At 60.8% G+C, this 25,891-nt stretch carries 22 protein-coding genes and 1 pseudogene; 11 read left to right on the plus strand and 12 right to left on the minus strand.

What is annotated here, in order from left to right:
- Positions 1 to 74 precede the first annotated feature (74 nt).
- From fecA to ACIGDJ_RS17595, 3 genes and pseudogenes are all read right to left on the minus strand, one after another.
- Positions 75 to 2,408, minus strand: a pseudogene (gene fecA, locus ACIGDJ_RS17585) (TonB-dependent Fe(3+) dicitrate receptor FecA).
- A gap of 146 nt (positions 2,409 to 2,554) precedes the next feature.
- A complete protein-coding gene (locus ACIGDJ_RS17590; protein WP_397479352.1) occupies positions 2,555 to 3,487 on the minus strand; it encodes a FecR domain-containing protein in 933 nt (310 codons plus the stop codon).
- Positions 3,484 to 3,972 (minus strand): sigma-70 family RNA polymerase sigma factor, encoded by a 489-nt coding sequence (locus ACIGDJ_RS17595; protein WP_397479353.1) that lies wholly within the window; start codon positions 3,970 to 3,972, stop codon positions 3,484 to 3,486. The genes ACIGDJ_RS17590 and ACIGDJ_RS17595 overlap by 4 nt, the downstream gene beginning before the upstream one ends.
- Positions 3,973 to 4,160: 188 nt before the next feature.
- On the opposite strand from ACIGDJ_RS17595, the gene ACIGDJ_RS17600 reads away from it, so the two are divergent.
- The 6 genes from ACIGDJ_RS17600 to ACIGDJ_RS17625 all read left to right on the plus strand — a co-directional run bounded on the left by ACIGDJ_RS17600 (position 4,161) and on the right by ACIGDJ_RS17625 (position 10,564).
- Positions 4,161 to 4,466 carry a DUF3649 domain-containing protein gene (locus ACIGDJ_RS17600; RefSeq protein ID WP_101159384.1) on the plus strand — a complete coding sequence of 102 codons (306 nt, stop codon included), beginning with the start codon at positions 4,161 to 4,163 and terminating at the stop codon, positions 4,464 to 4,466.
- Complete coding sequence (locus ACIGDJ_RS17605) at positions 4,463 to 6,046, plus strand: PepSY-associated TM helix domain-containing protein (RefSeq protein WP_397479354.1); 1,584 nt, start codon at positions 4,463 to 4,465, stop codon at positions 6,044 to 6,046. Before ACIGDJ_RS17600 ends, ACIGDJ_RS17605 begins: the two co-directional genes overlap by 4 nt.
- Positions 6,046 to 6,372: a DUF3325 domain-containing protein gene (locus tag ACIGDJ_RS17610; protein ID WP_397479355.1), complete on the plus strand. Its 327-nt coding sequence runs from the start codon at positions 6,046 to 6,048 to the stop codon at positions 6,370 to 6,372. The genes ACIGDJ_RS17605 and ACIGDJ_RS17610 overlap by 1 nt, the downstream gene beginning before the upstream one ends.
- Before the next feature lies 1 nt (position 6,373).
- On the plus strand, positions 6,374 to 6,940 hold the full coding sequence (locus tag ACIGDJ_RS17615) for an RNA polymerase sigma factor (protein WP_371918388.1): 567 nt from the start codon (positions 6,374 to 6,376) through the stop codon (positions 6,938 to 6,940).
- On the plus strand, positions 6,937 to 7,926 hold the full coding sequence (locus ACIGDJ_RS17620) for a FecR family protein (RefSeq protein WP_397479356.1): 990 nt from the start codon (positions 6,937 to 6,939) through the stop codon (positions 7,924 to 7,926). The genes ACIGDJ_RS17615 and ACIGDJ_RS17620 overlap by 4 nt, the downstream gene beginning before the upstream one ends.
- A 208-nt stretch (positions 7,927 to 8,134) precedes the next feature.
- Positions 8,135 to 10,564, plus strand: a complete 2,430-nt coding sequence (locus ACIGDJ_RS17625) for a TonB-dependent siderophore receptor (RefSeq protein WP_397479357.1) — start codon at positions 8,135 to 8,137, stop codon at positions 10,562 to 10,564.
- 117 nt (positions 10,565 to 10,681) lie between these two features.
- On the opposite strand, the gene ACIGDJ_RS17630 is transcribed toward ACIGDJ_RS17625, so the two are convergent.
- Positions 10,682 to 11,557 carry a helix-turn-helix domain-containing protein gene (locus ACIGDJ_RS17630; RefSeq protein ID WP_101159295.1) on the minus strand — a complete coding sequence of 292 codons (876 nt, stop codon included), beginning with the start codon at positions 11,555 to 11,557 and terminating at the stop codon, positions 10,682 to 10,684.
- Positions 11,558 to 11,693: 136 nt separating this feature from the next.
- On the opposite strand from ACIGDJ_RS17630, the gene ACIGDJ_RS17635 reads away from it, so the two are divergent.
- Positions 11,694 to 12,596 carry a DMT family transporter gene (locus ACIGDJ_RS17635; RefSeq protein ID WP_397479358.1) on the plus strand — a complete coding sequence of 301 codons (903 nt, stop codon included), beginning with the start codon at positions 11,694 to 11,696 and terminating at the stop codon, positions 12,594 to 12,596.
- Between the two features lie 17 nt (positions 12,597 to 12,613).
- On the opposite strand, the gene ACIGDJ_RS17640 is transcribed toward ACIGDJ_RS17635, so the two are convergent.
- The 4 genes from ACIGDJ_RS17640 to ACIGDJ_RS17655 form a co-directional block, all read right to left on the minus strand.
- The gene (locus ACIGDJ_RS17640) at positions 12,614 to 13,123 is read right to left on the minus strand and encodes a DUF2165 domain-containing protein (RefSeq protein ID WP_101159297.1); all 510 of its coding nucleotides are present in this window, start codon (positions 13,121 to 13,123) and stop codon (positions 12,614 to 12,616) included.
- A gap of 148 nt (positions 13,124 to 13,271) precedes the next feature.
- Entirely contained in the window at positions 13,272 to 14,246 is a 975-nt protein-coding gene (locus ACIGDJ_RS17645; RefSeq protein ID WP_101159298.1) for a D-glycerate dehydrogenase, read from the minus strand.
- A 681-nt stretch (positions 14,247 to 14,927) separates the two neighbouring features.
- Positions 14,928 to 15,302 (minus strand): DUF6124 family protein, encoded by a 375-nt coding sequence (locus tag ACIGDJ_RS17650; protein WP_312995283.1) that lies wholly within the window; start codon positions 15,300 to 15,302, stop codon positions 14,928 to 14,930.
- 391 nt (positions 15,303 to 15,693) lie between these two features.
- Positions 15,694 to 16,662, minus strand: coding sequence for a LysR family transcriptional regulator (locus ACIGDJ_RS17655; protein WP_039759257.1), 969 nt, complete (start codon positions 16,660 to 16,662; stop codon positions 15,694 to 15,696).
- A 275-nt stretch (positions 16,663 to 16,937) separates the two neighbouring features.
- On the opposite strand from ACIGDJ_RS17655, the gene ACIGDJ_RS17660 reads away from it, so the two are divergent.
- The 4 genes from ACIGDJ_RS17660 (at position 16,938) to ACIGDJ_RS17675 (ending at position 21,851) form a co-directional block, all read left to right on the plus strand.
- Positions 16,938 to 18,437, plus strand: a complete 1,500-nt coding sequence (locus ACIGDJ_RS17660; protein WP_397479359.1) for an efflux transporter outer membrane subunit — start codon at positions 16,938 to 16,940, stop codon at positions 18,435 to 18,437.
- Between the two features lie 139 nt (positions 18,438 to 18,576).
- Entirely contained in the window at positions 18,577 to 20,769 is a 2,193-nt protein-coding gene (locus ACIGDJ_RS17665) for an FUSC family protein (RefSeq protein ID WP_312995291.1), read from the plus strand.
- Positions 20,759 to 20,959 (plus strand): DUF1656 domain-containing protein, encoded by a 201-nt coding sequence (locus tag ACIGDJ_RS17670; RefSeq protein ID WP_041479478.1) that lies wholly within the window; start codon positions 20,759 to 20,761, stop codon positions 20,957 to 20,959. Before ACIGDJ_RS17665 ends, ACIGDJ_RS17670 begins: the two co-directional genes overlap by 11 nt.
- Before the next feature lie 25 nt (positions 20,960 to 20,984).
- On the plus strand, positions 20,985 to 21,851 hold the full coding sequence (locus ACIGDJ_RS17675) for an efflux RND transporter periplasmic adaptor subunit (protein ID WP_397479360.1): 867 nt from the start codon (positions 20,985 to 20,987) through the stop codon (positions 21,849 to 21,851).
- Between the two features lie 180 nt (positions 21,852 to 22,031).
- Here ACIGDJ_RS17675 and ACIGDJ_RS17680 read toward each other — a convergent pair whose 3' ends face one another.
- From ACIGDJ_RS17680 to ACIGDJ_RS17695, 4 genes are all read right to left on the minus strand, one after another.
- Positions 22,032 to 22,856: an SDR family oxidoreductase gene (locus ACIGDJ_RS17680; protein WP_101159304.1), complete on the minus strand. Its 825-nt coding sequence runs from the start codon at positions 22,854 to 22,856 to the stop codon at positions 22,032 to 22,034.
- Between the two features lie 35 nt (positions 22,857 to 22,891).
- A complete protein-coding gene (locus tag ACIGDJ_RS17685; RefSeq protein WP_397479361.1) occupies positions 22,892 to 23,356 on the minus strand; it encodes a multidrug transporter in 465 nt (154 codons plus the stop codon).
- 209 nt (positions 23,357 to 23,565) lie between these two features.
- Complete coding sequence (locus tag ACIGDJ_RS17690; RefSeq protein WP_101159306.1) at positions 23,566 to 25,017, minus strand: mannose-1-phosphate guanylyltransferase/mannose-6-phosphate isomerase; 1,452 nt, start codon at positions 25,015 to 25,017, stop codon at positions 23,566 to 23,568.
- A 210-nt stretch (positions 25,018 to 25,227) separates the two neighbouring features.
- On the minus strand, positions 25,228 to 25,884 hold the full coding sequence (locus ACIGDJ_RS17695; RefSeq protein ID WP_101159307.1) for an alginate O-acetyltransferase AlgF: 657 nt from the start codon (positions 25,882 to 25,884) through the stop codon (positions 25,228 to 25,230).
- Positions 25,885 to 25,891 lie beyond the last annotated feature (7 nt).

Raw genomic sequence — 25,891 nt, forward strand, 5'->3', positions numbered from 1 at the left:
AAGTCACAAGGAGAACGGGCCTGCTGATGCAGGCCCGTTTTTTTTACGCGACGTGGGGGGATTTCAAAACTTCTTCAAAACGCCACCGAAGTCTGCAGGTAAACCGTCCGCGGCTCTCCCACGTACTTGCCCTTGTTGTTGTCATCGAACGAGCGCGTGAAGTACTGCGTGTTGAAAATGTTCTTTATCCCCACCGCTACATTCAAATCCGACAGTTGCGGCCCGAAGTCATAACCGGCGCGGCTGCTGAACAGCATGTAACCGGGAATCTTGCCGGTGCTGCCATCGGCACTTTCCTTCGAGGTATTGGCGTTGTCGGCAAACTGGTCGCTCTGGAAGCTGCTGTCCAGATTCAGCTTCCATGGCCCTTCGGTATAACCGACGCCAATCGTGCCTTTGTGTTTGGAAGAAAACGGCACGCGGTTGCCTTTGTTCGGCCCGTCCTCGCGGATGGTTGCGTCGACATACGCATAACTGGCGTAAACATCGAAACCGGCGAGCGCTGGATTCAGGTCATCCAAAGCGTAGTTGACGCGGGTCTCGATGCCCTGGTGACGGGTTTCGCCGCGGGCGATCACCGAGTCATTGGTCTGGTTGCTTTCGTACTGGTTGTCGAAGTTGATCAGGAACGCGCCGATTTCCGCGCGCAGGGCGCCGCTGTCATATCGCGTGCCGAGCTCCCAGGTGCGGGCCTTTTCCGGTTTTACTTCGCCGCTGCTCACCCGGTTGGGCATCTGACTGTATTGCACGCTGCCGAACGAGCCCTCGGTGTTGGCGTACAGATTCCAGCTGTCGGTCAGGTGATAGAGCACGTTGAGCGCCGGCAGTGCGGTGTTGTAGTCGCCCTTGTATTTGACGTTGGTCAAATTGTTGGTCTGCTGCGACTCGATCATCTCGTAGCGTATGCCCGGGGTGACGGTTCATTTGCCGATGTCGATGCGGTCGTCGACGAAGAACGCGTTGGCCTCGGTGCCGCCTCGGGTGTCACGGTCGTTGCGGTTGCTGGTGGTCGGGTATTCGTTGGCGCTGATCGGCGTGCGATAGCGCAGTTCGTGGCCGGCCTCATTGATGTAGCGGTAGCCGACGCCGACTTCGTGGCTGCTCGAGCCCAGATCGAAGCCTTGGGCGAAACGGGTTTCCAGCCCACGTACCCAGTACTCGCGCGGCGACAGCGAAAGGAAGGTGCCCTGATCCAGATAACCGCTGCGCAGGGTCTTGGTGAAGAAGGTGTTGGCGGTGAACTCGCGGCGATCTTCCTGATAGCGATAGCCGAAGTTGAACATCGTCCGGCGCCCCCAGAACTGGTCTTTAGGCCGCGTTGACTGATAGGGATCGGCATCATAGTCGGCGACGTTCAGACCACCGGGCATGTCGGCCTTGCCTTCGTAATACTGGGCCATGGCGTTGAAGCTGTTGGCTTCGTCGAGCTGGTATTTGCCTTTAAGGATCAGGTCGTCGATTTCGCTATCGCTGTGTTCACGCCAGTCACCACCACGGGTGCCGGAGTACAACAGCGCACCACCGAGGCCGTTGGCATTGGTGCCGCCGGCCAGCAGATTGGCGCTGGTCTTGAAGCCGTCGTGGCTCGACGATGGGCTGGTTTCAGTCTGCAAGCCACCCTTGACCGTTGGCTCGTCGGGAATCGCCCGAGTCACGAAGTTGACTACACCTCCGACGTTCTGCGGGCCGTAACGCACCGCGCCGCCGCCGCGCACCACATCCACGGCATCCATGTTGCCCATACTGATCGGCGCGAACGACAACTGCGGCTGCCCATACGGCGCAAACGGTACCGGGATGCCGTCCATCAATACTGTCGAGCGCGCGGCCAGGCGCGGATTCAAACCACGAATGCCGAAATTCAGCGCCATGTCATGGCTGCCGGTGCCATTGTTTTCCGGCGCATTGACGCCGGGGATGCGGTTGAGCACATCGCGGGCCTGCGTTGCGCCTTGGCGTTCAAACTCTTCGCGGCGGATCACATCACGCGCGCCGGGGTGTTCGAAAACGTTGATCTGCGCAGCATCGCCGAGCCAGTCGCCGACCACGGTCGACGTGCCCAACTCCAGCGCCGCATCACCCAGTGGTTGCAGGCTGAAAGCATTGTCACCTTCGGCGCGGGCCTGCAGGCCGGTGCCTTCAAGCAGGGCATCGAGGCCTTGTTGCGCGGTGTAGTTGCCTTCCAACCCCTGGCTCTGCACACCGCTGGTGACTTGCGAGCCGAAGGAGATCAGCACGCCGGCTTCACGGCCAAACTGGTTGAGCGCGGTTTCAAGTGACGCCGGGGCGATGTGATAAACCCTGGCTTCGGCGCCCAGCGCGGCGGGCAGGGCGGTGAAACTAAGGCTGGCGCCGAGCAGCAGATTGCGCAGGCTGCGGGCCAGTGGCGTGAGACGGGTGGGCTGCATGGGGATGATCCTGAGAAGGTGGAATCAAGGTGGCTTTCCTTCTCTGTCACGCCAGATCTGAAAAACGGCTCATTTATTTTTTCAGAATCAAAAGATCGCAGCCTTTTGTAGGAGCCGCCGAAGGCTGCGATCTTTGATCTTGCTGTTCAAACCCGCGCTTCGACGCTCACCCAATAACGGGTAAAGCGCTTCACTCTGACCGGCAGACTGATCTGCAACAGGTCAAGAATCCGCTCGCTGTCATCCAGTGGATACGTCCCGGAAATCAGCAGATCGGCAACCCGGCTGTCGCAGCTCAACTGCCCACGACGATAACGGCCAAGCTCTTCGAGGAAATCACCGAGGCGCATATGAGCGGCGACCAGCATGCCGTCAGTCCAGGCGCCGCTGTTGGCATCCAGCGATGTTGCCTCGCTGACGGAGCTCGCAGTGAAACTCAGCTGCCGCGCGACCGGCAGTAGCAGAGGCGCGCGGTGCTCGGCGGTGAGTTCGACTCGTCCTTCGAACAACGCGATCTGCGTGCGATCGGCAAACTGCCGCACATTGAGGCGTGCGCCGTGGGTTTTCAGCAGCCCTTGCGCCGTGCGTATTTCGAACGGACTCGCAGCGCTCAGCAGCATTTCGCCCTCGAGCAGGCGAATCAACCGCTGCGCACGATCGACATCGACCGAGCTGGCGGTATTGAGCTGCACCGAATCGGCACCGCCCAAGGCGATCTCGCGCCGCTGCCCGACCGGCGTGCGGTAGTCGGCGAGCAGCGACGGCAGCGGCGTGTGCTCGCGCAGGCCCCAGGTCGCCGCTGAGCCGGCACCGAGAATCAGCAACATTTTCAGCGCCTGACGGCGGCTGCCGGACTTCGGTCCGTTCAACGCGGCGTGGGCCAATGGCGATGACACACCACGCAAGCGTTGGTTGACCCGTTGCATGTGTTCCCACGCCCGACGGTGTTCGCTGTGCGCATCCAGCCATTGTTGCCAGGCCTGTTGCTGGCGCTGCGTCAGCGTGCCCTGCTGCATTTCCAGCAGCCATTGCACCGCCTGTTCGGCGACCTGCGCGGAGAATTCCGGCACACGATTCATAAAGCGAAATAGCAGCGCATGGCCGCCTTGTTCAAATGGCGTTTGACCGTAGCCACCGAAATACCCAGTTCTGCGGCGATCTGTGGATAAGTCAGGCCATCGACCTGAGCGAGCAGGAAAGCGCCTTTGATCTGGCGCGGCAAACCGTCGAGCAGCTCATCGAGTTCGATCAACGTCTGCAGGATGATCGCTTTGTGCTCTTCCGACGGCTCGACCATCTCGGGCATTTGCGCCAGCGTCTCGAGGTAGGCGCGTTCCACATCCTGACGCCGGTAATGGTTGAACAGCACTCGCTTGGCCAGCGTGGTGAGAAAGGCACGCGGTTCGATGATCAGCGGTGGCTCGCGTGCGGTCAGCACCTTGATGAACGTGTCCTGAGCCAGGTCCGCCGCGCTGTCCGGGCAGCCGAGCTTGCGCCGCAGCCAGCCGGTGAGCCAGCTGTGATGAGCGTGATAGAGCGATTCGACAGGATGGGCGGGCGGCAACGAAATGACTCCGGACGCAATGCTTGCGTAGAGAACGTGCGTTAGAGAACAAGAACGGTTCGCATTGTAGGGGCTGGAGGCGGTGCCCGGCAATCAGATGCTTTTGCGTATGAGAATATTTATCATTAATATTGCTCGCCTGTAGATTCGGCTTGTCGGCCGAACGTTTTTCGTTTCAGGGTCGAAACATGAAAGGCAAACTCGCAACCCTTCCCATGTCCTATCGTCTGGCCGTCACTTCCCGAGTGCTGGCGGCGGTTTTCGGCGGCTATCTGGTCGCGGCGCTGGCCAGTGTCACCCTGACGTTGTGGCTGCCGCTGAACCGCGCAGAAGCGGTGGTCACCGGCATGACGGTGTCCTTTGTGGTCTATCTGGTCGCGGTGCTCTGGTGTTTCGCCTGCCGCAGCGCGTGGTCGGCGTGGGTCGGCTTGCTGGTACCGAGCGTGATTCTCGCCACGATTTCCGGTGCCGCACGCGGTCTGGGGCTGGCATGAAAGAGGGCTTTCGCCAGGCGATGGCCTGGCTGCACACCTGGGCCGGGCTGGTGTTCGGCTGGTTGCTGTTCGCGATTTTCCTCACCGGCACCCTCGCGTACTTCAAAGACGAAATCAGCCACTGGATGCAGCCGGAAATTGCTGCGCATCCGCTGGATGCCGAAGCGAGCCTGACGCAGGCGCAAAACTATCTGCAGCAACACGCCGCCGGTGCCTCGCGCTGGCTGATCGATTTGCCCGATGCCCGCGATCCGGGCCTGACGGTGCGCTGGCAGCAGGCGCCGGGCAAACCCGGCGAGCGCGGTCGTTTCGAATCCAGAACCCTCGACGCTCAGACCGGGGCCGAGGTGCAGGGCCGCGAAAGCATGGGCGGCGAGTTCTTTTACCGTTTCCACTTCCAGTTGCAGATGCCTTATCCGTGGGGACGCTGGCTGGCGACCATCGCTGCGATGGTGATGTTCGTCGCTTTGATCAGCGGCATCATCACCCACAAGAAAATCTTCAAGGATTTCTTTACCTTTCGCCCGCGCAAGGGCCAGCGTTCCTGGCTCGACGGGCATAACGCCGTGGGCGTGCTGGTGCTGCCGTTTCACTTGATGATCACCTACAGCAGCCTGGTGATTTTCATGTCGATGGTCATGCCCGCCAGCATCGTCGCCTCTTACGGGAGCGACGTGCGCAAGTTCTACGATGAAGTCTTCCCCGCCTCTAAAACACCCGAGCGCGCTAATCTCGCCGCGCCGCTGACTGCCATGGCGCCTTTGCTGGCCAAGGCCAGCGCGCAATGGTCGGGCGGCCACACCGCGCGCCTGTCGGTGAGCAATCCGGGCGATGCCGGTGCCACGGTGGTGCTGTCCCGCGCGGGCGATCGCGTGGTGCATGATTTCGGCCGGGCGGTGACTTTCAATGGTGTCACCGGGGAGCTTGTCGGCAGCACACCTGAACAGCCAGCAGCGATGGCCGTGGGTGGCGCGTTCTATGGCTTGCACATGGGCCATTTCGCCGGACCGCTGTTGCGCTGGTTGTATTTCATCTGCGGTCTGGCCGGCACGGCAATGATCGGCACCGGGCTGGTGATCTGGCTGGGCAAACGGCAGCTCAGGCACGCAAAAAGCGCAGCGCTGCCCTTCGAATTGCGCGTGGTCGAGGTGCTGAATATCGCCAGCATGGCCGGGCTGGTGTCGGCGGTGGCGGTGTTCTTTCTGGCCAATCGGTTGTTGCCGGTGAGTCTGGCGGGGCGGGCCGATTGGGAAGTGAATGCGTTCTTCATGGCCTGGGCGCTGACCTTGGTGCACGCGCTGTTGCGTCGGGGACGCAAGGCCTGGATCGAACAGCTGACGCTTGGCGCAGCGCTGTTTATCGCGGTGCCGCTGATCAATGCGCTGACCACGCGGTGGAATCTTGGCGCCAGCCTGATGCAGCGCGACTGGGCACTGGCCGGATTCGATCTGACGTGCCTTGCGACAGGGATTTTCCTCGGCTGGGCTGCGCGCAAGATGCAGCGTACGGGCAATTGCGTGAGCGTTCGCAAAGCAAGTGCTTCGCCTCGGCCGATCACTGTCGAACAAGGTGCCAGCTGATGCTGCTGGCGCTGTTACTCAGCTATGCCGGCTTCAGCGCTTTGTGCCTGTCGATGCCACGCCATCACGCCGAATTGCTCGGCGCCAAACCGTCGGCTCGCCGCCGTCAGGGTTTGGCGTTGGCGGGATGGCTGTTGCTGGCGCTGTCGCTGTGGGCGGCAGTTGCGGCCAATGGCTGGAGTTTCGGTCTGGTCGACTGGTTCGCGGTGCTGATGCTTAGCGCTTTGGCACTGGTGCTCTTGCTGCCGTATCGCCCGCGTCTGGCCCTGGCACTGGCCGGGTTGAGCCTGCTGGCCAGCCCGGTTGCCGCATGGGCGCAGTGCTGAAGTGTTGATCGGTCTGCCGCCGGAATCGGGCGATGACGAAGCACGTGGCGCGCGGGCGCATTTTCTCCAGGTGTTTCTGTCCCAGCGTGCGCAGATGGAAGCACTGGTGAACCGGCGCGTCGGTTGCCGGGCGACGGCGGCGGATCTGGTTCAGGATCTGTTTTTGCGCTTCTGGCGCCGGCCGCTGGTGCAGGTCGAAGAACTCAGCACTTATCTGCTGCGCTGCGCCGGCAACATTGCCATCGATCATTTGCGCAGCGAAGGAACGCGCGCGCGGGTCAACGAAGGCTGGCAGCCGGACGAACCCGACAGCCACGGCACTGAACCCCAGGCCGCGCTCGAAGCCGGCAATGATCTGCGCCATGTCGAAGCGGCATTGCGCGCGTTGCCCGAGCGTACCCGGCAGATTTTTCTGCTTAATCGCATTCACGGGCGCAAGTACGCCGACATCGCCAAGGCCATGGGGCTGTCCCAAAGTGCCGTGGAAAAACATATGATGCGCGCCCTCGAGGCCTGCAAGGCCAGCCTGCGCGATCCCGCGCCACGTCTGCCAGGGAAAGCACCGTGAAGCCATCCAATCCGATCACACCGACACCGGCCCAGGAGCAGGCCGCGCTGGCCTGGCTGAGCCTGTTGCACGATCGCCCGAGTACTGGCGATCAACTGACCTTCAGCGAATGGCTGCGCGCTGACCCCGCTCATGCCCAGGCGTATGCGCAGGCGCAGGTGATCTGGGAACTCAGTGAAGCCCCGGCGCGCACGTTGGCCGGTGAAGATGCCCTCGCGTTGCAAGGGTATTTGCAGGCGATGGATACCCCGCGTCGTTCGCGGTTGTTGCGTTGGTCTGGAGCGTTGGCGATGGCCGCGTGTCTGCTGCTGATGGTCAGCCTCGGCACGGGCTGGCAAGCGCAGCGCTGGCTCGACGATCTGCGCGCCGATCATGTCTCGGCGCCCGGTGAAATCCGCACGGTGAAACTGGCCGATCAGTCGCAAGTCACGCTGGATGCCGACAGCGCGATTGCTGTTGAATTCAGCCACGGTCAACGCCGCGTGCAATTGATCCGTGGCGCTGCTTTCTTCAGCGTCACCCACACTGGCGATCCGTTTGTGGTGGCGGCGGAGCAGGGCGAGGCGCGGGTGCTGGGTACGCAGTTCGAAGTGCGCCGGCAACCTCACGGCGCACGAGTGACGGTGTTGTCCGGACGTGTCGCGGTGACGGCGCACGAGCATGGTCAACAGCAGATTCTCACGGCCGGCCAGCAGGTCGCTTATGCCGACGGCACGGCGGAAAAACTGCATGCCGTGGACAGTGAGGCGCAACTGGCCTGGCGTCAGGGTTGGCTGACTTACTACAAGACCACGCTGGCCGATGTCGTCGAGGATCTGCGCCGCTATTACCCGGGGCGAATTGTGCTGCTCAACGATACGCTTGCGGCGCGCAAGGTCAGCGGCAGTTTTCCGAGCAAGGATCCACAAGCGGTGCTCAATTCGCTGCAAGGGGTGATGGGGTTTGAGCAGCATCGGGTGTTGGGGCAGTTGATTATTTTGCGCTGAGGCAAAGCAAAAGATCATCCGAACGCGGCCCGTGCCTTCGGCAGCTCAGGGGAGCGCATTCCAATGTAGGAGCTGCCGAAGGCTGCGATCTTTTGATCTTCAAAATTATTTTCATTTCTGTGGTGAGGTAACGCCGAGCCCCATCCGTGTAGTGACTGAAACTGCGAGCCATTCGCATCCGTTGCGGTTCTACACAGGTCATTGAGCAATGAAGTCCAGGGCAAAATCCGGTTCGGTCAAACAGTGGTTAAGCGTGTCGGCGTTGAGTGTTTGCGCGTTGGCATCGCTGCCTATGAGTATCGCGCTGGCGGCAGAAGCGGTGAGTACTCAGGCGCAACAGCAGTTCAAATTTGCCCTCGTCGCCAAACCGTTGCCGCAAGCCCTGAGCGACTTCAGCCGCGTGACCGGGCAAAGCGTGGTCTACACCGTAGAGGCGCCCTACGGCCTCAATGCTCCGGCAGTCAACGGCCAGATGAGCGCCGAACAGGCTCTGCAACGCCTGCTCGCCAGCTCCGGCCTGAGCTTTCGCCGCACTGACAGCCACACGTTGGCTCTGGAGTCGATGCCGACCGAAGGCGCGCTTAATCTCGGCGCCACCACCATCACGTCCACTCGCGACGAGTCAATGAGTTATCAGCCGCCGGCAACCAGTTCGGTGATGCGCTCATCGGCGTCGCTGCAAGAGATTCCACAGACCGTCAATGTCATCCCGGCGCAGGTCATTCGCGATCAGGCGCCGCGCAATCTCGATGATGCGCTGGCCAATGTCAGCGGCATCACCCAGGGCAACACCTTGGGCAGTACACAGGATTCGGTGATGACTCGCGGTTTCGGCGACAACCGCAACGGCTCGATCATGCGCGACGGCATGCCGCTGGTGCAGGGCCGCGGCATGAACGCGACCGTGGATCGCGTCGAAGTGCTCAAGGGCCCGGCCTCGTTGCTCTACGGGATTCAGGACCCGGGCGGTGTGGTCAACCTGGTCAGCAAGAAGCCCGAACTGACCCAGTACAACGCCGTGACCGTGCGCGGTTCGACCTACGGAGACGGCAAGAACGGCAGCGGTGGCGCCTTCGATAGCACCGGCGCGCTGGGCGATTCCGGCTTCGCCTATCGCATGGTTGTCGATCATGAAGACGAAGATTACTGGCGCAACTTCGGCACCCACCGCGAGACGCTGATCGCACCGTCGCTGGCCTGGTACGGCGAGCGCACCAAGCTGTTGTTCGCCTACGAACATCGCGAATTTCTCACCCCGTTCGACCGTGGCACCTTGATTGATCCACGCACCAACCATCCGCTGGATATCTTGCGCAAACAGCGTCTCGACGAGCCGTTCAACGACATGGAAGGGCGCTCGGACCTCTACCATTTCGAAGCCGACCATGAACTCAACGACGACTGGAAAGCCCACTTCGGCTACAGCTGGAACCGCGAAACCTACGACGCCAGCCAGGTGCGTGTGACTGCGATCGACACCAACAAAGGCACACTGACGCGGAGCATGGACGGCACGCAAAACGCGATCAGCACCGATCGTTTCACCACCGCCAGCCTCGAAGGCAAAATGAATGTGCTGGGCCTGCAGCATGATCTGGTGTTCGGCGTTGATGACGAATACCGCAAGATCTACCGCGAGGACCTGATCCGGCAGAAAAGCCTGAGCACTTTCAGCTATCTCAATCCGGTGTATGGCCGCGAAGTGATGGGCACCACCGTGAGTGCGCCCGACAGCGCACAGACCGATAAACTGCGCAGCGATTCGCTGTTCCTGCAGGACTCGATTCACCTCAACGAGCAATGGATTCTCGTCGCCGGTGGACGTTTTCAGGAGTACGACCAGTACGCCGGCAAAGGCGTGCCGTTCAAGGCCAACACCGACAGCAACGGCCAGAAGTGGGTGCCACGCGCAGGGCTTGTGTATCGCTACACCAACGCCGTGTCGTTCTACGGCAGCTACACCGAATCCTTCAAACCCAATTCGACCATCGCCCCGCTGAGCGGCAGCAGCACCGTGCTCGACGGCAGTATTGCGCCGGAACAAGCCAAGTCGTGGGAGTTGGGGGCGCGACTGGATATGCCCGGCAGCATCACCGGCAATATCGCCTTGTTCGACATCAAGAAACGCAACGTGCTGGTGGCCAACTCCGAAGGCCCGACGACGATTTACAGCGCGGCGGGCGAGGTGCGTTCACGCGGGCTGGAAGTTGACCTGAGCGGGCAACTCAGCGAGCACTGGAACCTGATCGGCAGTTACGCCTACACCGATGCCGAAGTCACCGAAGACCCGCAATACAAGGGCAAGCGCCTACAGAACGTAGCGAAGAATTCCGGCTCGCTGTCGGCGGTCTATGACTTCGGCAATGTGTTTGGCGGCGACCAATTGCGTGTCGGTGCGGGGGCGCGTTATGTCGGCGAGCGTGCCGGCAACGCGGTGAATGATTTTGATCTGCCGAGCTATACCGTGGCGGATGCGTTTGCCACTTACGACACCACGGTCGAGGGGCAGAAGGTCAAGTTTCAGTTGAACGTAAAGAACCTGTTTGATCGCACCTATTACACCTCGTCGGCAAGCCGCTTCTTTGTGTCGATGGGGGATTCGCGGCAGGTTTCTTTGTCCAGCACGTTGGAGTTCTGATCGCAAACCGCGTCATCGTTCTTCGCGAGCAAGCCCGCTCCCACAGGGGACTGCATTGCAAATGTGGGAGCGGGCTTGCTCGCGAAGAGGCCCGTATCGGTGAAACAGATTTTGGCTCTAACGCAAAAATGCCTGTCGATATTCGCCCGGTGTCCCGCCCAGAACCTGCTTGAAGCGATTAGTGAAATGACTGGCGCTGGCAAACCCGCAGGCCAGCGCAATCTCGCCCAGCGGCAACGCCGTCCCGCGCAGCAGCTCCCGTGCGCGGTTCAAGCGCCGCGCCAGCACATATTGGTGCGGCGGCAGTCCGAAGCTTGCGCGAAACATCCGCGCAAAGTGATATTCAGAGAGCGCACACAACCCCGCCAGTTGACCCAGGCTGATCGGTTCGGCCAACTGGTTGTCGATGTACTCAACCAGTTGCCGCCGCTGATGCGGCGCCAGTCCGCCCTTCAAGCGCAAGCCCTGACGCGCACCGACCTGACTGAGCAACGTGTGGCTGATCAACTCATGGGCGAGGCTGCTGGTCAGCAAGCGCTCGGCCGGCTCTTGCCAGTTCAGGTTCAGCAATTGCCTGAAGCGCTGCGCCTGCTGCGGATCTTCAAGAAAGGTCTGTTCGCGTAATTGCATCTCGCGCGGCTCGCGATCCAGCAAAGTGACGCAACCGAGGGCGAACTGTTCGGCGCTGAGATACAGGTGCGCCAGACGGATATCGCCGTTGATCACCCAGCCCGACTCATGTTCCGCCGGCAGGATGCACAGCTTGTCCGGCCCGCCCTTGCGGCCCGGCTGGCCACGACGAAAAGTGCCGGTGCCGCCGGCGATGTAGCAGGACAGCGTGTGATGACTTGGCGCTTCATATTCCTGGGCATCGTGGTGGTTGGTCCACAAAGCCGCAGACAAGCCGTCACCGAGCTCGGCGCTGTGCACCAGACGTGCATTCGGCGAGCGATTGAGGGCTTGAAACACTTGCAGGGTATCGATAGCGGCCATGTGCGGTTCTCCAACGCCTTGCATCCTACTCCGTAGACCGCGCGCTGCCAGCCGCAGCCAGACAAAAGCGCAAGATTGTGCAAGCGTCGAAGGACGCACGGGCAGACACTCAAGACCTGTTTGAGGAGTGCCTGCCATGAACCTGTCGTTGTACCTGCTGACCGTGCTGATTTGGGGCACCACCTGGATTGCCTTGAAATGGCAATTGGGCGTGGTCGAAATTCCAGTGTCGATCGTCTACCGCTTCGGCCTGGCTGCATTGGTGTTGTTTGCGCTGCTGTTGCTCAGCCGGCGCCTGCAACCGATGAACCGCCGTGGGCACTTGATCTGTGTGGCTCAGGGGGTGTGCCTGTTCTGTGTCAACTTCATGTGTTTTCTGACGGCCAGCCAATGGATTCCCAGCGGACTGGTGGCGGTGGTGTTTTCCACTGCCACGCTGTGGAACGCGCTCAATGCGCGGGTGTTCTTCGGCCAGCGCATTGCACGCAATGTGCTGATGGGCGGCGCGCTGGGGCTGTTCGGTCTGGGGCTGCTGTTCTGGCCGCAATTGGCCGGGCATCAGGCCAGCCCGCAAACGCTGCTGGGGCTTGGTCTGGCGTTGTGCGGCACCTTGTGTTTTTCGGCGGGCAATACGCTCTCAAGCCTGCAACAGAAAGCGGGATTGAGGCCGCTGACGACCAATGCCTGGGGCATGGCTTATGGCGCGGTGATGCTGTCGGTGTGGTGTCTGTTCAACGGCATACCCTTCGACATGGACTGGTCGCCGCGTTATGTCGGCGCCTTGCTGTATCTGGTGATTCCCGGCTCGGTGATCGGCTTCACCGCGTACCTGACGCTGGTCGGGCGCATGGGCCCGGAGCGTGCGGCTTATTGCACGGTGCTGTTCCCGGTGGTGGCGCTGAACGTGTCGGCGTTTGCCGAAGGTTATCAATGGACCACGCCGGCACTGGCGGGGCTGGTGTTGGTGATGCTGGGCAACGTATTGGTGTTCCGTAAACCGAAAAAGCTGTTGTCTGCCGGGCAGAGGACGTTGGCTTGATAAACGAGCGCTGCTGTTCAACCCTCCACTTTCAAGCTGATGTAAATCATCACCGGGAAAATGAAGTCGACAATATGTCTTGCCCAGTCTTTGGCATTCCATGATTGCGAAGTGTCCATGTCAAACCATTCGACACCGACAGTTTGCAGGCACACGTAATAAATGAAGATGGCGACCAGTATGCCCATGATCGAAAACTTCTTGGCTTCGTGAAATGCCGCTGCCGAAGCATCAACGTAGCGATATAACTGGTACGTGCCGATCAGGCAGAGCACTGTGTAGGTGACTTCCAGGGTGATGATGAACCAGTAGATCCGGTGGTGGATCATCGGCGATTCAATGGCGCGGTACAGGATGTTTTCGCCGGCCGTGGTGGTATCCATGCTCAGGATATGCGCGACATAGTTATAGTTGGATTCATAGTCGATGATGTTATGAATTATCACCAGCACGCCGAAGAAACTTATATAAGCCATCAGGATGACTTTGCTGTAACGAATGAGTTTGTCGGTGGTCAGGGTGTTCAAAAAATATGCTCTCCATGGCAACCCATCAATGAGTTGATAGGTGGCGAGAGCTTATAGTGCAGTTACTGGGTTGGGATGGGTTGTTCAGTTGCGAGTTATGTATCAGGAGTAATCAAGGGCCAGCGCAACCGTGCGCTGGCCCTTTTTTTCAGCCGCGCCAGACTTGCGGGTTGACCAGATCCTGCGGCCGTTCGCCAAGCAGGGCACTGCGCAGGTTGGCCAGTGCGCGATTGGCCATGGCTTCGCGGGTCTCGGTGGTGGCTGAGCCGATGTGCGGCAGGGTGACGGCGTTCTTCAACTGGAACAGCGGCGATTCGGCCAGCGGTTCCTTCTCATAGACGTCCAGCCCGGCGCCACGGATGCGGTTGTTTTGCAGGGCTTCGATCAGCGCCGGTTCGTCGACGACCGGGCCGCGCGAGATATTGACGAGGATGGCGCCAGGCTTCATCAGTGCCAGTTCGCGATGGCTGATGAGGTGGCGGGTCTTGTCGCTGAGCGGCACCACCAGGCAGACGAAGTCGGCTTCGGCGAGCAGTTGCTCAAGGCTGCGAAATTGCGCGCCGAGTTCTTTTTCCAGTTCGGTCTTGCGGCTGTTGCCGCTGTAGATGATCGGCATGTTGAAGCCGAAGCGGCCACGGCGGGCAACGGCGGCGCCGATGTTGCCCATGCCGACGATGCCCAGGGTCTTGCCATGCACATCACTGCCGAACAGCGGGGCCCCGACGCTGGCTTGCCATTGGCCGGCCTTGGTCCAGGCGTCGAGTTCGGCAACGCGGCGGGCGCTGCTCATGATCAGGGCGAAGGCGAGGTCGGCGGTGCTTTCGGTGAGCACGTCGGGGGTGTTGGTGAGCATGATCCCGCGCTCGTTGAAGTAGTCCAGGTCGTAGTTGTCGTAGCCGACCGAGACGCTCGAGACCACTTCGAGTTTTGTTGCGTTTTCCAGTTGGGCTTTGCCGAGTTTGCGACCGACGCCGATCAAGCCGTGGGCGTGGGGCAGGGCTTCGTTGAACTGGGCGTTGATGTCACCGGTCTTGGGGTTGGGGACGATGACGTCGAATTCTTCTTGCAGGCGCTCGATCATGGGCGGGGTGATGCGGCTGAAGGCCAGGACTGTTTTTTTCATTGGATTTGAGCTCGTCGGGGCTTGATTGCAAGCACGCTAACATTTTCTCGCTCAGGTTGTCTTGGCGGCCTCTGGGCCGACCATGCCTTGGTTTGTCTGGTATGCATATCCGATGGTATCGGTGCGGCGGCTGGCGGTTTCGCCTGACGGCGACTTACTTTTTTACAAGCGCCCGGAATGCCGGCCCAGTAAAAAAGTAAGCAAAAAACGCTAGCTCCTGCATTCGGCCCTCGCAGGCCCGGGTCCCTTCGCTGCGGGATTGATCCGGGCGTAGCGGCTACGGTTTGCTCCGCTGCACCTCCTTGCGCTGTGTTCGAATTCGTCGAACGGTCGCTGCGCTCCCACACCCGGATCAATCCCTCCACTCAGCCTTCCGACGTCGCCCGTGGATCAAGATCAAAAGCACTCGAGCTTGCGCTCATTGTTGAGTGGGGCGGCTTCGCCGCGGGCAGCTGCGCTGCTTGGCCTTTCTGTGGGAGCGGGCTCGCGAAGGCGGCCCGCTAGTCAACAAATTACTATCGAATTCACGCGATCCAATTGTAGGAGCTGCCGAAGGCTGCGATCTTTTGATTTTTGTTTTTGCTTTTCTGTGGGAGCGAGCCTGCTCGCGAAAGCGGTTTATCTGACACCTCGAATGGTGAATGTGCCGAAGCCCTCGCGGTCGGGCTCGCTCCCGGAAGGTCAGCTGCGTGTAGGGGGCTGGTGGATTTCGTAATTGTCCAATACCCGATTCACTGCCAGTTCCGCCAGCATGATCACCTGCTGGATGGCCAATATCGTGTGCCGCTGTGGGCTGTCGATGTAGGCGGCGATGTCGCTGCTCATGATGCTCGCCGACGCGAGCGATTCGCAGGCGTGGGCCAGCAGGCTTTCGTTGTCCTGGTCCGGTGCTACCTGGAACATGGTGCTGGGTCTGTGGCTTTGCTGCGCGGTGGCGGACGGTTTGAGGTAGTGATCCAGCGCGCGCTCGGCGGCGTCGTGGAGTTTTTTCGAGTCGGGGGATTGGTAGGGGGAGGTGCTTTCTGATCCGGGGGGATTGGGTGTGGGTTTGAACATGGTGAAACTCCATTCGGGAAGTGGAGTTCGCCACTGATTGCGACCAAGCAATCGGGTGGCGAACCGTACGCGGGTTGGTCGACCAGGGAATGGAAACCCGGCAGGGCCGAGGCCCTCCCACGCACAGCTCGCCATTAAGCATGCTTAAAAATGTGCGCCATTCTAAACCCGGACGACCAAGCCCGGTCGCTGATTCGTCAGCAACCGCCAGATCCTAGCCAGCGCACGTCCGACGGACAACCTGCAAAACCTGTCGGAAACTTCCGTGAAAACACCACCATGTAGGAGCTGCCGTAGGCTGCGATCTTTTGATTTTTAAACAGCAGGATCAAAAGATCGCAGCCTCGTTGCACTCGTCAGCTCCTACACGAAACCTTCGAGTGTTTAAAACTTAGGTGGCAACGCGAACGCCGGCCAGGCTTCCGGTCAATTCATACGCGACCAATTCCGCCTGATGCGCTGCCAGTATCTCCGGCAACGATCCGCGCAAATATTCCACCCAGGTCTTGATCTTCGCATCCAGATATTGGCGCGACGGGTAGATCGCGTAGAGGTTGAGTTCCTGCGAGCGGTAGTTCGGCATCACGCGCACCAGGGTGCCGTTGCGCAGGCCTTCGATGGCGGCGTACACCGGCAGCACGCCGACGCCCATGCCGCTGGTGATCGCGGTTTTCATGGCGTCGGCGGAGTTCACCAGAAATGGCGAACTGTTGATGGTGACCGTCTCCTGGCCGTCCGGGCCGTCGAAGGCCCATTTCTCCAGCGGGATCACCGGGCTGACCAGACGCAGGCAGGCGTGGTTGAGCAGGTCGCTGGGTTTCTGTGCGGCGCCGTTGGCTTTCACGTAGGCCGGCGAGGCGCAGACGATGCTGTAGGTGATGCCCAGGCGTTGCGAGACGAAGCCGGAATCGGGCAGTTCGCTGGCCAGCACGATCGAGACGTCATAGCCCTCATCGAGCAGGTCCGGCACGCGGTTGGCCAGGGTCAGGTCGAAGGTCACGTCAGGGTGGGTCTTGCGGTAGCGGGCGATGGCGTCAATGACGAAATGCTGACCGATGCCGGTCATGGTGTGCACTTTCAACTGGCCGGCCGGGCGTGCATGGGCATCGCTGGCTTCCGCTTCGGCTTCTTCGACATAGGCGAGGATCTGTTCACAGCGCAACAGGTAGCGCTTGCCAGCCTCGGTCAGAGCGATGCGCCGGGTCGTGCGATTGAGCAGACGGGTTTGCAGATGGGCTTCGAGGTTGGAAACCGCGCGCGAGACGTTCGCGGTAGTGGTGTCGAGTTGCACGGCGGCGGCGGTAAAGCTGCCCGCTTCGGCAACACAACTGAAGGCGCGCATGTTTTGCAAAGTGTCCATGGGGTGCTCTCAAGGGAGATGGCAAATTGTGACACGAAGTTTCAGGGGCTGAGACCCCCGACCAAGGGATTATCTCGTTAACCGTAACAAAGATTCACAGAAATCCCAGCTTATCGCCGTCAAGGCAGCTCCATAGAATTGCGCCGTTCCCTGTAGGAGCTGCCGAAGGCTGCGATCTTTTGATTTTGTTTTAAGGGAATCAAGATCAAAAAATCGCAGCCTGCGGCAGTACCTACACGGTCCTCGATCTATCCCTCTCTCAGGAATTCGCAGCTGTGCCGCGTCGCATCAACAGAGCGCTTTTGCCGCTCAGTGTTCTGGCTTTAACCCTGGCTCTCGGCGGCTGCATCTCTACTCAAGGCATTGCCCCTCACGGCGAGACGCTTGCGGCCGATTCACTGACCACCGATGCAGCCATTGCCGAGGCCGCCAAAGACGCGCACTGGCCCAGCGCACAATGGTGGCGGGCGTTTGGCGATGCGCAACTCGATCGCTGGATCGACCTCGCCGTGCAAGGCAGCCCGAGCATGGCCATGGCCGCCGCGCGGGTGCGCCAGGCCAGGGCGATGGCAGGTGTAGCCGAAGCTGCCGAATCATTACAGGTAAGCGGCGAATCGAGCCTCAAGCGCCACAATTGGCCGACCGATCAGTTCTACGGCCCCGGCGAACTGGCCAACACCACTACGTGGGACAACAACGCTGCGCTTGGCTTCAGCTACGCCCTCGACCTCTGGGGCCGCGAGCGCAATGCCAGCGAACGGGCGGTGGATATGGCGCATGTGAGCGTGGCCGAGGCACGGCTGGCGCAACTGGAACTGCAGAACAACATCGTCCGCGCCTACATCGAGTTGTCGCTGCATTACGCCCAGCGCGACATCGTCGCGGCGACGCTCCAGCAGCAACAGCAGATTCTTGATCTGGCGCAGAAACGCCTGAGCGGCGGCATCGGCACGCATTTCGAAGTCAGCCAGGCCGAAACGCCGCTGCCGGAGACTCATCGCCAACTCGATGCGCTGGACGAGGAAATTGCCCTGAGCCGCAACCAGATCGCTGCGCTGGCCGGCAAAGGCCCGGGCGCGGCTGCGCAACTGCGACGGCCGACGTTGTCCCTCGCGGCGCCGTTGAAGTTGCCCTCGGCGTTGCCTGCCGAACTGCTCGGCCAGCGCCCGGACGTGGTCGCCAGTCGCTGGCAGGTGGCGGCGCAGGCGCGCGGTATTGATGTCGCCCACGCCGGGTTTTACCCCAATGTCGATCTGGTCGGCAGCCTCGGCTACATGGCTACCGGCGGCGGAGCGCTGGAGTTTTTGACCGGCAAGAAACTCAACTACAACGTCGGCCCGGCGATCTCGTTGCCGATCTTCGACGGCGGTCGACTGCGTGGCGAATTGGGCGAAGCGGCGGCCGGTTATGACATCGCCGTGGCGCACTACAACCAGACCCTGATCAACGCACTGAAGAACATCTCCGATCAGTTGATCCGCCGCGAGTCGATGGACAAGCAGCAGGAATTCGCCGCCGAATCCGTGGCCGCAGCGCAAAGGACTTACGACATCGCAATGATCGCCTATCAACGCGGGCTCACCGATTACCTCAACGTACTGAATGCACAGACGTTGCTGTTCAAGCAACAGCAAGTGCAACAGCAGGTGCAGGCAGCGCGGTTGAGTGCGCATGCCGAGCTGGTGACGGCATTGGGCGGTGGCCTCGGTGCGGGTGATGACGTGCCGACTTCTGAACAGACCGCAGTCCCGAAAACCCCGGCCCTTTTACGGTGAACGCAAGACCCAATGTGGGAGGGGGCGTGCCCGCGAAAGCGGCGGATCAGTCGACGTCAATGTTGACTATGAAAACGCCTTCGCGAGCAAGCCCGCTCCCACAGGATCCGGGTCACGCCGACTTTTCTGAGCAAAATTCATGACTCCCTTGCCCGCCCCAATACGCTGGCTCCACTCCCTGGAATGGCGTCGCGGTTTTTTCGACTGGGCACGCAGCGATGGCGTGACCTGGGTGTATATCTTCAAGGTATTGCTCGCCGCATTCCTCACGCTGTGGCTGGCCATGCGTCTGGAACTGCCGCAACCGCGCACGGCGATGATCACCGTGTTCATCGTCATGCAGCCGCAGAGCGGCCAGGTGTTTGCCAAGAGCTTCTATCGTTTCCTTGGCACGCTGGCCGGGTCGGCGATGATGGTCACGCTGATCGCCTTGTTTGCGCAGAACACTGAACTGTTTCTCGGCTCGCTGGCGATCTGGGTCGGCATCTGCTCGGCCGGTGCCGCGCGTTGCCGCAACTTTCGCGCCTACGGTTTTGTCCTCGCCGGTTACACCGCTGCGATGGTCGGATTACCGGCGCTGGCCCATCCCGACGGCGCCTTTATGGCGGCAGTCTGGCGAGTGCTGGAGATCTCGCTGGGGATTGTCTGTTCGACGCTGATCAGCGCCGCGATCCTGCCGCAGACCGCCAGTGCGGCGATGCGCAACGCCTTGTATCAGCGCTTCGGTGTGTTCGCCCTGTTCGTCACCGACGGCCTGCGCGGGCGCAGCAAAGCCGAGGCGTTCGAAGCCAGCAACGTGCGCTTCATTGCCGAAGCCGTCGGTCTGGAAGGCTTGCGCAGCGTGACCGTGTTCGAAGATCCGCACATGCGCCGGCGCAACGGTCGTCTGAGTCGTTTGAACAGTGAGTTCATGGGCATCACCACGCGCTTCAACGCCTTGCATCAGTTGCTTGAACGCTTGCGCGGCAATGGCGAAGAACATGTCGTGGCAGCGATCAAACCGGGTTTGCAGGACCTCGCCGAAGTGCTCGACGGCTTCAGCGGTCGCGCCTTGACCAGCCCCGACGCTGCACGTTTGGCCAGCGCGCTCGCGACCTACAAGGAAGGCTTGCCGACGCGGGTGCGCACCCTGCGCGGGATCTTTCAGGAAACCGGTCCAAGCGACGCCGAACAACTGGATTTTCACACCGCTTACGAACTGCTCTATCGCTTCGTCGATGACCTGCACAGCTACGCGCAGACTCACGCGTCCCTGGCCGATCACCGCCACGAACGTGAACGCTGGGACGAGCCGTTCACGCCGCAAACCAACTGGTGGGCGGCCGCAGCCTCGGGGATTCGCGCCTCGTTCATCCTCGTCGTGCTGGGCAGTTACTGGGTCGCCACCGCGTGGCCGAGCGGAGCGACCATGACCCTGATCGCCGCCGCCACCGTCGGCCTGTCCGCCGCCACGCCGAACCCGAAACGCATGGCATTCCAAATGGCCTGCGGGACCTTTCTCGGTGCGTTGATCGGCTTCGTCGAGATGTTTTTCATCTTCCCGTGGATCGACGGTTTCCCGTTGCTTTGTGTGATGCTTGCGCCAGTGATCGTGCTCGGTTCGTTCCTCGCTTCGCGGCCGCAATACGCCGGGGTGGGTCTGGGCCTGCTAATTTTTTTCAGTACCGGTTCAGTGCCGGACAACCTCACGATCTACAACCCCTACACCTTCATCAACGACTACATCGCAATGGTCATGGGCATGCTTGTGTGTGCTGCGGCGGGGGCGATCATTCTGCCGCCGAACAGCCGCTGGTTATGGCAGCGGCTGGAGCAGGATCTGCGCGGGCAAGTGGTCTATGCGATCAGCGGCAAGCTCAAAGGCCTGGCCTCGCGTTTCGAGAGCCGCACCCGCGATCTGCTGCATCAGGCGTACGGCCTCGCCGCCGGACAACCCAAAGTGCAGAAGCGCTTGTTGCGCTGGATGTTTGTGGTGCTTGAGGTCGGCCACGCGATCATCGAATTGCGCAAGGAGCAGGCGATCCTGCCGGTACACCCGGCGTATGCCGAATCGCAGCCGTGGCGCCAGGCCATTCGGGTGATGGGCCGCGCGCTGGTGCGCCTGTTCCTGCAGCCGAACGCGAGCAATCTGGAGCGCGCACTGGTCGCGGTCGATCACGCGATCAGCCGCGTCGCCGCCACCGATGAGCCGTTCGCTCCGCACTTCGATACCTCTGCGTTGCGGCGGGTGAAAAGCTATTTGCACTTCATCCGCACCTCGCTGCTCGACCCGCAATCACCGCTCGCCGAATTCGCTTCTGCCAGCTCCGAAGGACTTGCCCATGCCTCGTGAAATCGCCTTCCACGGCGTGTACATGCCGACCATGACCCTGATGTTCTTTGTCGCTGCGGGGTTGGCCTGGGCGCTGGACCGTTTTCTCTCGGGGTTCGATCTGTACCGCTTTTTCTGGCACCCGGCGTTGCTGCGTCTGAGCCTGTTTACCTGTCTGTTCGGCGCCATGGCGCTGACTGTCTACCGTTGACTCTCTGTCTCTATAGAAGGCTCTGATGAAAAAGTTTTTCAGCCTGCTCGCGACCCTGTTGGTACTGGCTCTGGCGCTGTGGATCGGCCGCACCTTGTGGGAGCACTACATGAACACGCCCTGGACCCGCGATGGCCGCGTGCGTGCCGACATCATCAACGTCGCCGCCGACGTCACCGGCGAAGTGGTCGAAGTGCCGGTGCGTGACAATCAGTTGGTGAAGAGGGGCGATCTGCTGATGCGCATTGACCCCGAGCACTATCGCATTGCGGTCAAACAGGCGCAGTCGCTGGTGGCTTCGCGCAAGTCGACCTGGGAGATGCGCAAGCTCAACGCCCATCGCCGCGCCGACCTCGACAATCTGGTGATCTCCAGGGAAAACCGCGACGACGCCAGCAACATCGCCGACGCCGCGCTGGCCGACTACCAACATGCCCAGGCGCAACTGGAAGCGGCCGAGCTCAACCTCAAACGCACCGAAGTGCGCGCCGCGGTGGACGGTTATGTGACCAACCTCAACGTGCATCGCGGCGACTACGCGCGCATCGGCGAGGCGAAAATGGCGGTGGTCGACATGAACTCGTTCTGGGTATACGGCTTCTTCGAAGAGACCAAACTGCCTCACGTCAAAGTCGGTGACAAAGCCGACATGCAATTGATGAGCGGCGAAGTGCTCAGGGGCCATGTCGAAAGTATTTCGCGCGGTATTTACGACCGCGACAACCCGGAAAGCCGCGAACTGATTGCGGATGTGAACCCGACGTTCAACTGGGTGCGGTTGGCGCAGCGGGTGCCGGTAAGGATTCACATTGATGAAGTGCCAGAGGGCGTTTTGCTGGCGGCGGGGATTACTTGTACGGTGGTGGTGAATCAGGCTACTGCGGATCTCTGAAAGACCGGGTCGCCTGAATCGCGAGCAGGCTCGCTCCTAAGCTGAATCTCCGGCGCGCTGAAGATTGATCGTTCCCACGCTCCGCGTGGGAATGCAGCCTGTGACGCTCTGCGTCACGAATTGGGACGCAGAGCGTCCCGGGCATCGCGCTACCACGCAGAGCGTGGGAGCGATCTTTTCCTAGAGCTTTGCGCGCAGGCCGAAGCGTTTCGTCAAGGTCCATTCAAGTAGTCCTTTGGGCAACAACGTCGCCAACAACGGCAACGCCCGGCTGCCGTTGCCGACGCGGATCAACCGCGGCGGTTTGCTCTGCTGCACGGCCTTCAGCAGCTCAGCGGCAAACTCTACGGCAGGGGTCGGCTTGTCCTGCGAGGCCTTGGCCCGTGCGCGAATGCCTTCACGCAGGGGAAACCACGGCGATTGCTCGTTGATCAGTTGCTCGGCTTCATGCCCGGCATTTTTGGCGAAGCTTGATTGAATCGCCCCCGGCTGCACTTCCATCACACGAATGCCAAACGGTGCCAGTTCCATGCGCAGTGCATCGCTCAAGGCATGCACCGCCGCTTTCGACGCGCAATAGGCACCGGCAAAGGGCGTGACCAAAACACCGGACACGCTGCCAATATTCACGACCAATCCTTTGGCCCGCCGCAGCACCGGGAACAGCGCGCGGGTGACACCGACGATCGAAAACACATTGGTTTCGAACTGGCGCTGCATGGCCGCGACACCGCCATCGAGCAACGGCCCCATCGCGCCGTAACCGGCGTTGTTGATCAGCACATCGAGGCCGCCGTGTTGCTGGTTCAGGCGCTCGGCGAGTTGCTCTAGCGCGGCGCCATTGTTGACGTCCAGCTGAATCGCGGTGAAACCGGCGGCGCTGAGCGCAGCGACGTCTTCAGTTTTGCGTGCGCTGGCCCAGACTTCGTAGCCGGCTGCTTTGAACGCATCGGCGAGGGCGCGGCCGATGCCGCTGGAACAACCGGTAATCAACGCAACGGGCATGGCGCATTCCTTGTGCAAAAAGTAGGGGGAGGGGATCAGTCAGAGAAACTGCCCTGCAAGTGCTCGGCGCGAAACTCCAGGGTTTGCGGGCGATAACCGGGGCGCAGCGGCGGCAGTGGCAGGCAATCTTCCCAGGTCGCGCCGGCCTGCAGTTCGCCGGGGCCACGATAGCGAGGGGCAGTGTATTGATTGTCGGCCAGGTTGACCGTATCGCCCGGCGCGTAGGCGGCGATGCGCCAGCGCAGCTCGGTCAGCGGCACATCGTTGCCGTTGTTCATTTTCAATTGCAGCGGACGATCGGCCGGGCAGTGTTCGGGAGCGTAGGCAATGCGCAGTTCCAGACGCGCCAGTTGCTTGATCTCGCGATTGTCCAGCCACACCACCCACATGGCCACGAAGCCCAGGCCGATGGCAGCGGCCACCGATACCGGCAGCGCTTTGGCCGGGTAGCGCAGCAGCAGGATCAGCCAGGTGATGACCAGCAGAATGCCGATGAACATGTCGGATAACCTCGCAGAGACAGAGAGGCATCCTACCTAAGCGTGGGGGAGGTTGGCGATGGGCATCGGGACTTGGGGAGCTGACCCGGCCTTTTCGCGAGCAGGCCATTACAGGCAATACAGAATCAGGACAAAAAAAGCCCCCGCCCAACCCGCTGCGGATAGGGGACGCAACGGGCTGGACGAGGGCTTCTTGTTTCAGCGAGCGATCACTGCGCGATGGTTTTCACTGATACGCCGCGTTCGATCGGGGTGGAGCGGCCGTAGATATCTTCAAAGCGTTCGATATCGTCTTCACCCAGGTACGAACCCGATTGCACTTCGATGATTTCCAGCGGGATCTTGCCCGGGTTGCGCAGGCGATGCACCGAGGCGATCGGGATGTAGGTCGACTGGTTTTCGGTGAGCAGGAACACGTTCTCGTCGCAGGTCACTTCAGCGGTGCCGCTGACCACGATCCAGTGTTCGGCGCGGTGGTGGTGCATCTGCAGCGACAGGCATGCGCCCGGCTTGACCGAGATGTGCTTGACCTGGAAGCGCCCGCCCATGTCCACCGAATCGTAGGAGCCCCACGGACGATAGACTTCGCAATGGTTCTGGGTTTCGCTGCGGCCCTGCTCGTTGAGCGTGTTGACCATCTGCTTGACGCCCTGAACCTTGTCCTTGTGAGCGATCATCATGGCGTCTTTGGTTTCGACCACGACGATGTTTTCCAGACCGATCACCGAGACCAGTTTGCCGTTGCCGTGGATCATGCAGTTCTTGCTGTCCTGAATGACCACGTCGCCTTTGCTGACGTTGCCGTTGGCGTCTTTCTCGTTGACTTCCCACAGCGACGACCAGCAGCCGACATCGCTCCAGCCGGCGCTCAGTGGCACGACGCAGGCGCGCTGGGTTTTTTCCATCACCGAGTAATCGATGGAGTTGTCCGGGCAGCAGGCGAAAGTGGCTTCGTCCAGAGTGACGGTGTCGGCATCCTGCTGGCTGCGCTCAAGGGTCAACAGGCAAGTGTCATAGATGTCCGGATCGTGCTTTTTCAGCTCTTCGAGGAAGCGGCTGGCGCGGAACAGGAACATGCCGCTGTTCCAGTAGTAACCGCCGGACTCGACGTATTCGGTGGCGCGCTTGACGTCAGGTTTTTCGACGAAGTGCGAGACGCGGCTGACGCCTTCCGGCAGCAGCGAATCGCCCGTGGATTTGATGTAGCCGTAACCGGTTTCCGGTTTGGTCGCCGGCACGCCGAACAGCACCATTTCGCCATTTTCAGCGGCAACGGTGGCCAGGGCGAGGGCGCGTTGCAGGGCTTTCTGGTCTTCCAGCACGTGGTCGGCCGGCAGCACCAGCATCAACTCGTCACGGCCTTCATTGACCAGCATCATCGCGGTCAGCGCCACGGCCGGCGCGGTGTTGCGACCAAAAGGTTCCATCAGGATGCGCTGGCATTCGAGTTTGCGAGCGGCCAGTTGCTCGTTGACGATGAAACGGTGCTCTTTGTTGCAGACCACGATCGGCGTGTCCATGCCTTCGAACACCAGGCGTTCGAGGGTTTGTTGGAACAGGGTGTGTTCGCCGGTCAGAGCGAGGAATTGCTTGGGGAATTGCTTGCGCGAAAGAGGCCACAGACGCGAACCGCTACCACCTGACAAGATCACCGGAATCATAATGTTTACTCCATAAAATCAATTTGGTTAGAGCAACGAACGTTGTGTCGTTTCACTCTTGTTTTTGTCTCGTACCCAGAGGCGGGTGGGGTCACCTGTAGGAGCTGCCGAAGGCTGCGATCTGTTGATCTTGATCTTCAAAATCAAAAGATCGCAGCCTCGTTTCACTCGACAGCTCCTACAGGGATCAGCGTCTCTGTGGAAAATTGGTTAGCGAGTCGACACTGGGCGTTTCACCCAGACTGGCGACAGGTTGCTGCCGTTGCCGGTGACGTACAGCACCGCTGCCTCACCGCGCTCCAGGGCGACTGGTTTCACGTCGCCGACTTTCTTGTCGCCTTCGTACAGTGCCAGGCTGACTTTCACCGGGTTGATTTCACGTTCGCCACGGCCCTTGGCGGCCACGTTCGGCACCACTTCGGTCTTGCCGTCAGCGGTCTTCAGGGTCAGCGGTTTGTCGCTGAGGTTCTGTACACGAACCAGGGACTTCTGCTTGTTCTTGAACGGCGGCTCTTCGATCAGTTGTGGCGCGCCGGAAGCGTTGTTGACCAGGGTGTAGTAGTGGTCACCAGCCAGTTTCACCGGCAGGGTCTGGCTGCCGACTTTGGCGCTGTAGTCGCCGCCCGGCATGAAGCTGAAATCGCTGCTGGCCAGTGGCGCGATGTCGCTCAGGTTGGTGCTGCCGACGGTGGCGCTGACTTCAGCGTTGCTGGCGTTATAGACGCGCACGAAGGTCGAGCCTTTCGGTGCGGTCGGACCGTACAGCGCAGCGTCGCCACCGGCGAAAGCTTGAACCGACAGCACGCTCAGACCTGCAACCAGTGCAATGCGTTTTGCGAGACGACGAGGAGTAGTAGTGAAAGTCATGGTGTAC

Source organism: Pseudomonas sp. NPDC079367, assembly GCF_044542195.1.
Classification (GTDB): domain Bacteria; phylum Pseudomonadota; class Gammaproteobacteria; order Pseudomonadales; family Pseudomonadaceae; genus Aquipseudomonas.